Origin of the sequence: Streptomyces sp. NPDC047974 (assembly GCF_040653375.1) — a bacterium.
Lineage (GTDB): Bacteria > Actinomycetota > Actinomycetes > Streptomycetales > Streptomycetaceae > Streptomyces.
On record NZ_JBEZNU010000010.1, the window covers coordinates 268,798 to 275,268 of the forward strand.

Below are 6,471 nucleotides of genomic sequence, written 5' to 3' on the forward strand. Positions count from 1 at the left end.
TCCTAGTGCCCCACCGCCGCCCAGAAGTGCTCGTTGACCGACTCCAGGTACGCGCGGCCCTCGTCGCCCGTCGCGCCCGAGGCGCCCCAGCTGGACGTGGCGGCCATGTGGGCGTGGTACTCCGCGTGCAGCCGCGCGAGGGCCGGTTCCACGACCCGCTTGGACAGCGGCAGCATCCGTACGGCGGGCTTCACGTACGCCTGCCAGCGGGTCGTCGCCGCGTCCCGCAGCAGCTCCGCGAGCCGCTCGTCGCCGCCGGTCGCGGTGATCAGGGCGCGCGGGCCGAGCCCCAGGACCTCGGCGAGCGCGGCCGTCTGCCGCTCGGTGCCCTTCCAGGTCCCCGCGTCCTCCATCCGGGCGTACGCGTGCGCGGCGACGCCGACCCGCCGGGCCAGCTCCTCCACGGACAGCCCGCGCGCCACCCGGTGCTCGCGCAGCGTGGAGGCGACGGCGATCAGATCGGCCGGCGAGCACCACAGGACGCCCGCGAGGGCGGTCAGCTCCTGTTCGCTCGGCACGAGGGTGCCGCGCTCCCAGGCGGCGACGGCGTCGGGGGTGACGGGGAGGCCGTACTGCGCCCGCAGGCCGTACGCGACATGGGCGGGCGCCATGCCGAGCCCCTGCCGCAGGCGGCGCGCGGCCGGGGCGTCGAAGGGGGGAGAGGGATGGTGCACCCGGCCACGGTAGCCACGAATGGCCGAATATGGCTACGGTGCGTTCATATGAGGCCACGGCCTGTAGGAACGTCGGAACCGGCCGGTAATCCCCGGTGAGCGGTGCGTGACGTCCGGTGAGCGACCGCGGGCCCGTCCGGGCCGCCGCCGGAAGGGGTACGGGATCCGCCGCGCCCGGCCCGGGAGGCCGCACGCCCGCCCCGGGACGCCCCGGGCCCGGCAGGCCCGGCCGTCCCGGGGGACGGACGTCGGGGACTCCCGGCCGGCTCCGCGGCGACGGCGGCCCGCGGTCCCGAGGCGCGGCCTGTCAACGGGTGGTTTCGCGCCAGCGGTACTGGAGCTCCGGGCGGCCGATCTGGCCGTACTGGGGGGCTCGGGCGGCGCGGCCCTCGGTGACGAGGTGCTCCAGGTAGCGGCGGGCGGTGATGCGGGAGATGCCGACCGCCGTGCCGGCCTCGGCGGCGGTGAGGCCGGCCGGGGCCTCCCGCAGGGTGCGGGTGACGGCCTCCAGGGTCGGGCCGCTGAGGCCCTTCGGGAGGGTGGCCGGCTGCGGGGCGCGCAGCGCGGCGAGGGCGCGGTCGACCTCGTCCTGCCCGGACGCCTCCCCGGCCGCGCCCCGGAACTCCGCGTACCGCGTCAGCCGGTCCCGCAGGGTCGCGAAGGCGAAGGGCTTGAGGACGTACTGGACGACCCCGAGCGACACCCCCTCGCGGACCACCGCGAGATCGCGCGCCGAGGTCACCGCGATGACGTCCGCCGCGTGCCCGGCGGCCCGCAGCGCCCGCAGCAGCGCGAGGCCGTGCCCGTCCGGAAGGTAGAGGTCGAGCAGGATCAGGTCGACGGGGACCCGGTCGAGCAGCCGCACCGCCGCCGCCCGCGAGTGCGCGACCCCGACCACCCGGAAGCCCTCCACCCGCCCCGCGTACAGCGCGTGCGCGTCCGCGGCGACGGGATCGTCCTCCACGACCAGGACCCGGATCTCCTGCGTCCCGCTCATGCCTCGCCTCCGGCGCGGGGGAGCGGCACCCGGACGGTGAAGCGGGCGCCGCCCCCGGGGGCCTCGGCGACGGTGAGCGTGCCGGCGGCCCGGGTGACGGCCTGGCGGACCAGGGCCAGGCCGAGGCCGCGCCCCGGGCCCCGGGTGGACCAGCCGCGGCCGAGGACCGCGTCGCGGTCGGCGGGCCGGACGCCGGGCCCGCTGTCGTCGACGCGGACCAGCAGCTCGCCGTCGCCCGCGCGGGCCGCGACCGTGACGGTCACGCGCGCGTGCGGGGTCCCGCCGGCCGCCTCCACCGCGTTGTCGACGAGGTTGCCGAGGACCGTCACGAGGGCCCTCGGCTCCAGGGCCGGCGGCAGCAGCCCGTCGTCGATCCGGCTGTCCTCGGTGAGGACCAGCTCCACGCCGCGCTCGTTGGCCTGCGCCGCCTTCCCGAGCAGCAGCGCCGCGAGGACCGGCTCGCCGACCGCCTCGACCACCCGGTCGGTGAGCGCCTGCGCCAGCTCCAGCTCGGCCGTCGCGAACTCCACCGCCTCCGCCACCCGCCCGAGTTCGATCAGCGAGACCACCGTGTGGAGCCGGTTCGCCGCCTCGTGGGCCTGCGAGCGCAGCGCCTCGGTGAACCCGCGCTGGGAGTCCAACTCCCCCGACAAAGCCTGGAGTTCGGTGCGGTCGCGGAGGGTCACGACGGTGCCCCGCTGCTCCCCGCCCACCACCGGGCGGGTGTTGACGACGAGGACCCGCTCGTCCGTCAGATGGGTCTCGTCTACCCGTGGCTCCGAGGAGAGCAGCGCCCCCGTCAGCGGGGCCGGAAGGCCGAGCTCCGCCGCGGGCCGGCCCACCACCCCCTCGTCGAGGCCGAGGAGTTCGCGCGCCCCGTCGTTGATGAGCGCGATCCTGCGCCGCCCGTCCAGCATCACGAGGCCCTCCCGCACCGCGTGCAGCGCCGCCTCGTGGTAGTCGTGCATCCGGCTGAGCTCGGTGGCGTTCATCCCGTGGGTGTGCCGCCGCAGCCGCGCGTTGACGACGTACGTGCCGGCGCCGCCGAGCGCGAGCGCCGCGCCCGCCATCCCGAGCAGCGCGGTCACCTGCTCCCGTACCTGGGCGCTGATCCGCTCGATGGTGATGCCCGCGCTGACCAGGGCCACCACCCGCCCCCCGGAGAGGACCGGCGTGATCGTCCGCACCGACGGGCCGAGCGTCCCCGGATACGTCTCCGAGAAGGTCTCGCCGCGCAGCGCCGGCTCGATGTGGCCGAGGTAGTGCGCCCCGATCCGGTCGGGCTCCGGGTGCGTCCACCGGGTGCCGTCCGGCGCCATGATCACCACGAAGGCGAGGTCCGCCCGCCGCCGGAGCTCCTCCGCGTACGGCTGGAGCGCGGCGGACGGCGCGTCCGAGCGCGCGGCGGCCCGCACGGACGGCGAGCCGGCGACGGCCGTCGCGGCGGCGGTCACCTGCCGGCGCGCGGTCTCCTCGGCCTGCGTCCGGTCCGTGAGGTACGCGAAGACGGCGCACCCTGCCACGACCGCGGCCATCAGCACGACCTGCATGGCGAAGAGCTGGCCGGCCAGGCTGCGGGGCCGCGGCCGGGGGAGGGGGCGGAGGAGCGGGAGACGCATGCGTGCAAGTGTGCACGCCGTGATTTGCTCCCGCGCATCGCGTTCCCGAATCGTTCTCCGCGGACGCGGCGGGCGCACGTTTCGGCCATGAACGAAACGCACGCAACGGTGACCCCGGTCACAGGCTGATGGATAGTCGCGGAGTCCACCGGGACGTGGACGCCCCCCATCAGCGCGAGGAGGACCCCGTGGCCGCACGCCGGGACCGCACCCACTATCTGTATCTGGCCGTGATCGGCGCCGTCCTGCTCGGCATCGGCGTCGGCTTCCTCGCCCCCGGCGTGGCCGTCGAGCTGAAGCCGCTGGGCACCGGCTTCGTGAACCTCATCAAGATGATGATCTCGCCGATCATCTTCTGCACGATCGTGCTGGGCGTCGGCTCGGTCCGCAAGGCCGCCAAGGTCGGCGCCGTCGGCGGCCTCGCGCTCGGCTACTTCCTGGTGATGTCGACCGTCGCACTCGCGATCGGTCTCGTCGTCGGCAACCTCCTGGAGCCCGGTTCCAGCCTCCACCTCACCAAGGAGCTGGCCGAGGCCGGCGCCAAGCAGGCGGAGGGCGCGAGCGAGGGCACCGCCGACTTCCTGCTCGGGATCATCCCGAAGACCCTGGTCTCCGCCTTCACCGAGGGCGAGGTCCTCCAGACCCTGCTCGTCGCCCTCCTCGCGGGCTTCGCGCTCCAGGCGATGGGCTCGGCCGGCGAGCCGGTGCTCCGCGGCATCGGCCACATCCAGCGGCTCGTCTTCCGCATCCTGTCCATGATCATGTGGGCGGCGCCGGTCGGCGCCTTCGGCGCCATCGCCGCCGTGGTCGGCGCCACCGGCCTCGACGCCCTGAAGTCGCTCGCCGTCATCATGATCGGCTTCTACCTGACCTGCGCCCTCTTCGTCTTCGTCGTCCTCGGGGCGCTGCTCCGGCTGGTCGCCGGGGTCAACATCTGGTCGCTCCTGAAGTACCTGGGCCGCGAGTTCCTGCTGATCCTCTCGACCTCCTCCTCCGAGTCGGCGCTGCCCCGCCTGATCGCGAAGATGGAGCACCTGGGCGTCTCCAAGCCGGTCGTCGGCATCACCGTCCCCACCGGCTACTCCTTCAACCTCGACGGCACCGCCATCTACCTCACGATGGCCTCGCTCTTCGTCGCCGAGGCGATGGGCGACCCGCTCTCGATCGGCGAGCAGATCTCCCTCCTCGTCTTCATGATCATCGCCTCGAAGGGCGCCGCCGGCGTCACCGGCGCCGGTCTCGCCACCCTCGCCGGCGGCCTCCAGTCGCACCGCCCCGACCTGGTCGACGGCGTCGGCCTGATCGTCGGCATCGACCGCTTCATGAGCGAGGCCCGCGCCCTCACCAACTTCGCCGGCAACGCCGTCGCCACCGTCCTGGTCGGGACCTGGACGAAGGAGATCGACCGGACGCGGGTGACGGAGGTCCTGGCGGGGAAAATCCCCTTCGACGAGACGACGCTCGTCGACGACCACGCCGGCCACGCCGGGCCCGCCGACCCCACCGGGCCCGCCGACCCCACCCCCGTACCCGACCAGCGCGACCAGGGCGAGGAGCGCGCCCGTACCGGAGTCTGACCCCCACCGAACCTCCTCCCGGGACCCGGGCCTTGAGCCGGATCCGGGCACCGGGAGGAACCCGCCCCGTGACGAAGGCCCTTGACACCGTCAAGGGCCTCCGCGTCAAAATGGGGCTCCTCGCGTCGCGTGTCGGTCCGCGCTCGAAAGCGGAGACATGGAGGCAAGAGAACAGTAGGGACGGCAGTTGCCTCTCGACTTCAACACCCCGATCATCGACGAATTCCGCACCAACGCCGGACGCCTCGGCGGCCCCTTCGAGGGCTGGGTGCTCCTGCTCCTCACCACCACCGGCGCCAGGTCCGGGAAAGAACACACCACTCCGCTCGGATTCGCCGAGGACGGCGACCGGCTGCTCGTCGTCGGCTCGGCCGGCGGCTCCGACCGCCACCCGGACTGGTACCGCAACATCCTCGTCAACCCCACGGTGACCGTGGAAAGGGGCGCGGACACCTGGCAGGCCACCGCCGTCGCCGCGACCGGCGCCGAGCGGGACGCGCTCTTCGCCAAGGTCGTCGCCGTCGCCCCCGGCTACGCCGACTACCAGAGGCAGACCGACCGGGTCCTGCCCGTCGTCGTCCTCCACCGGATCCCGGACGACGACTACACCCCGCCGGACCGGCTCGACGCCCTCGCCGACGAGCTGGTGAAGGTCCACGACTGGCTGCGCGGCGAGCTCGCCGCCCTCGCCGAGGGCCTCGCCGCGCCGGGCGCCGCCGAGCTGACGGTGGAGCTCCGCCGCCACTGCCTCACCTTCTGCTCGGGCCTCGCCCGGCACCACGGCGGCGAGGACGCCGGCCTCTTCCCGTACCTGGCGCGTGAGTTCCCCGGGAAGGCCGGGGTCTTCGAGCGGCTCCACGCCGAACACGCCACCGTCTCCCGCGCGCTCGACGGCCTGCGGGAGCTGCTCGCCCGGGTCGACGAGACGGGGCCGGAGCGGCTGCGGCCCGAATTCGAGCGGCTGCGGGCGGAACTGGAGGCCCACTTCGCGTACGAGGAGGCCGAGGTCGTCCCCCTCCTGAGGGCGCCCGTGCCAGACTCGGCGGCATGAACCATGATCACGACGAGGCGGGGCTGACCGTCGGGGACCGCGACCCGGACCTGGCGAAACTCCTGGACCGGGGTCTCGACGCGCACAACTTCGCGGCCACCGGGACCACCCCGGAGGACCAGGGCGCGCTGTCCGTGCGGGCGCAGGACCCGGCGACGGGCGAGACCGTCGGCGGGCTGACCGCCTGGACCTGGGGCGGACTGCTCGGCATCGAGATGCTGTGGGTGCACGAGGAGCACCGCCGGGACGGCTGGGGGAGCAGGCTGCTGCGCGCGGCCGAGGCCGAGGCCCGCCGGCGCGGCTGCGACCGCGCCACCGTCTCCTCCTTCACCTTCCAGGCCCCGGACTTCTACCGGCGGCACGGGTACGCGGAGACCGGCCGCACGCTCGGCATCCCGGGCGGCGCGGAGGACGTCCACTTCTACAAGAGCCTGAGCTAGGCCGCTTCTTCCGGATCGTGCCGGGCTCGCGGCGTCTGGCACGCGCGCTCGCCGCGTTGTCGTCGGTCGCCGATGCTCCGCATGGACTCCCTCCTCCGCCTTGCGAGCGCACG

General features: G+C 74.5%; 6 protein-coding genes. 3 read left to right on the forward strand and 3 right to left on the reverse strand.

From position 1 onward, the window contains the following. Window positions 1–2: 2 nt before the first annotated feature. The 3 genes from AB0E19_RS17380 to AB0E19_RS17390 all read right to left on the reverse strand — a co-directional run bounded on the left by AB0E19_RS17380 (window position 3) and on the right by AB0E19_RS17390 (window position 3,290). Entirely contained in the window at window positions 3–674 is a 672-nt protein-coding gene (locus AB0E19_RS17380; protein WP_362180104.1) for a helix-turn-helix transcriptional regulator, read from the reverse strand. Window positions 675–981: 307 nt separating this feature from the next. Next, window positions 982–1,671, reverse strand: coding sequence for a response regulator (locus tag AB0E19_RS17385; protein ID WP_362180107.1), 690 nt, complete (start codon window positions 1,669–1,671; stop codon window positions 982–984). After that, window positions 1,668–3,290, reverse strand: coding sequence for a sensor histidine kinase (locus AB0E19_RS17390; RefSeq protein WP_362180110.1), 1,623 nt, complete (start codon window positions 3,288–3,290; stop codon window positions 1,668–1,670). Before AB0E19_RS17390 ends, AB0E19_RS17385 begins: the two co-directional genes overlap by 4 nt. 188 nt (window positions 3,291–3,478) lie before the next feature. On the opposite strand from AB0E19_RS17390, the gene AB0E19_RS17395 reads away from it, so the two are divergent. The 3 genes from AB0E19_RS17395 to AB0E19_RS17405 all read left to right on the forward strand — a co-directional run bounded on the left by AB0E19_RS17395 (window position 3,479) and on the right by AB0E19_RS17405 (window position 6,358). Further along, window positions 3,479–4,867: a cation:dicarboxylase symporter family transporter gene (locus tag AB0E19_RS17395; RefSeq protein WP_362180113.1), complete on the forward strand. Its 1,389-nt coding sequence runs from the start codon at window positions 3,479–3,481 to the stop codon at window positions 4,865–4,867. A 187-nt stretch (window positions 4,868–5,054) separates the two neighbouring features. Next, window positions 5,055–5,918 (forward strand): nitroreductase/quinone reductase family protein, encoded by an 864-nt coding sequence (locus AB0E19_RS17400; RefSeq protein WP_362180116.1) that lies wholly within the window; start codon window positions 5,055–5,057, stop codon window positions 5,916–5,918. Beyond that, a complete protein-coding gene (locus AB0E19_RS17405) occupies window positions 5,915–6,358 on the forward strand; it encodes a GNAT family N-acetyltransferase (protein WP_362180119.1) in 444 nt (147 codons plus the stop codon). Before AB0E19_RS17400 ends, AB0E19_RS17405 begins: the two co-directional genes overlap by 4 nt. Window positions 6,359–6,471 lie beyond the last annotated feature (113 nt).

Coding starts and splice junctions, on each gene's coding strand:
- AB0E19_RS17385 (WP_362180107.1), bottom strand. CDS start 1,671: ATGAGCGGGACGCAGGAGATCCGGGTCCTGGTCGTGGAGGACGATCCC.
- AB0E19_RS17405 (WP_362180119.1), top strand. CDS start 5,915: ATGAACCATGATCACGACGAGGCGGGGCTGACCGTCGGGGACCGCGAC.
- AB0E19_RS17390 (WP_362180110.1), bottom strand. CDS start 3,290: ATGCGTCTCCCGCTCCTCCGCCCCCTCCCCCGGCCGCGGCCCCGCAGC.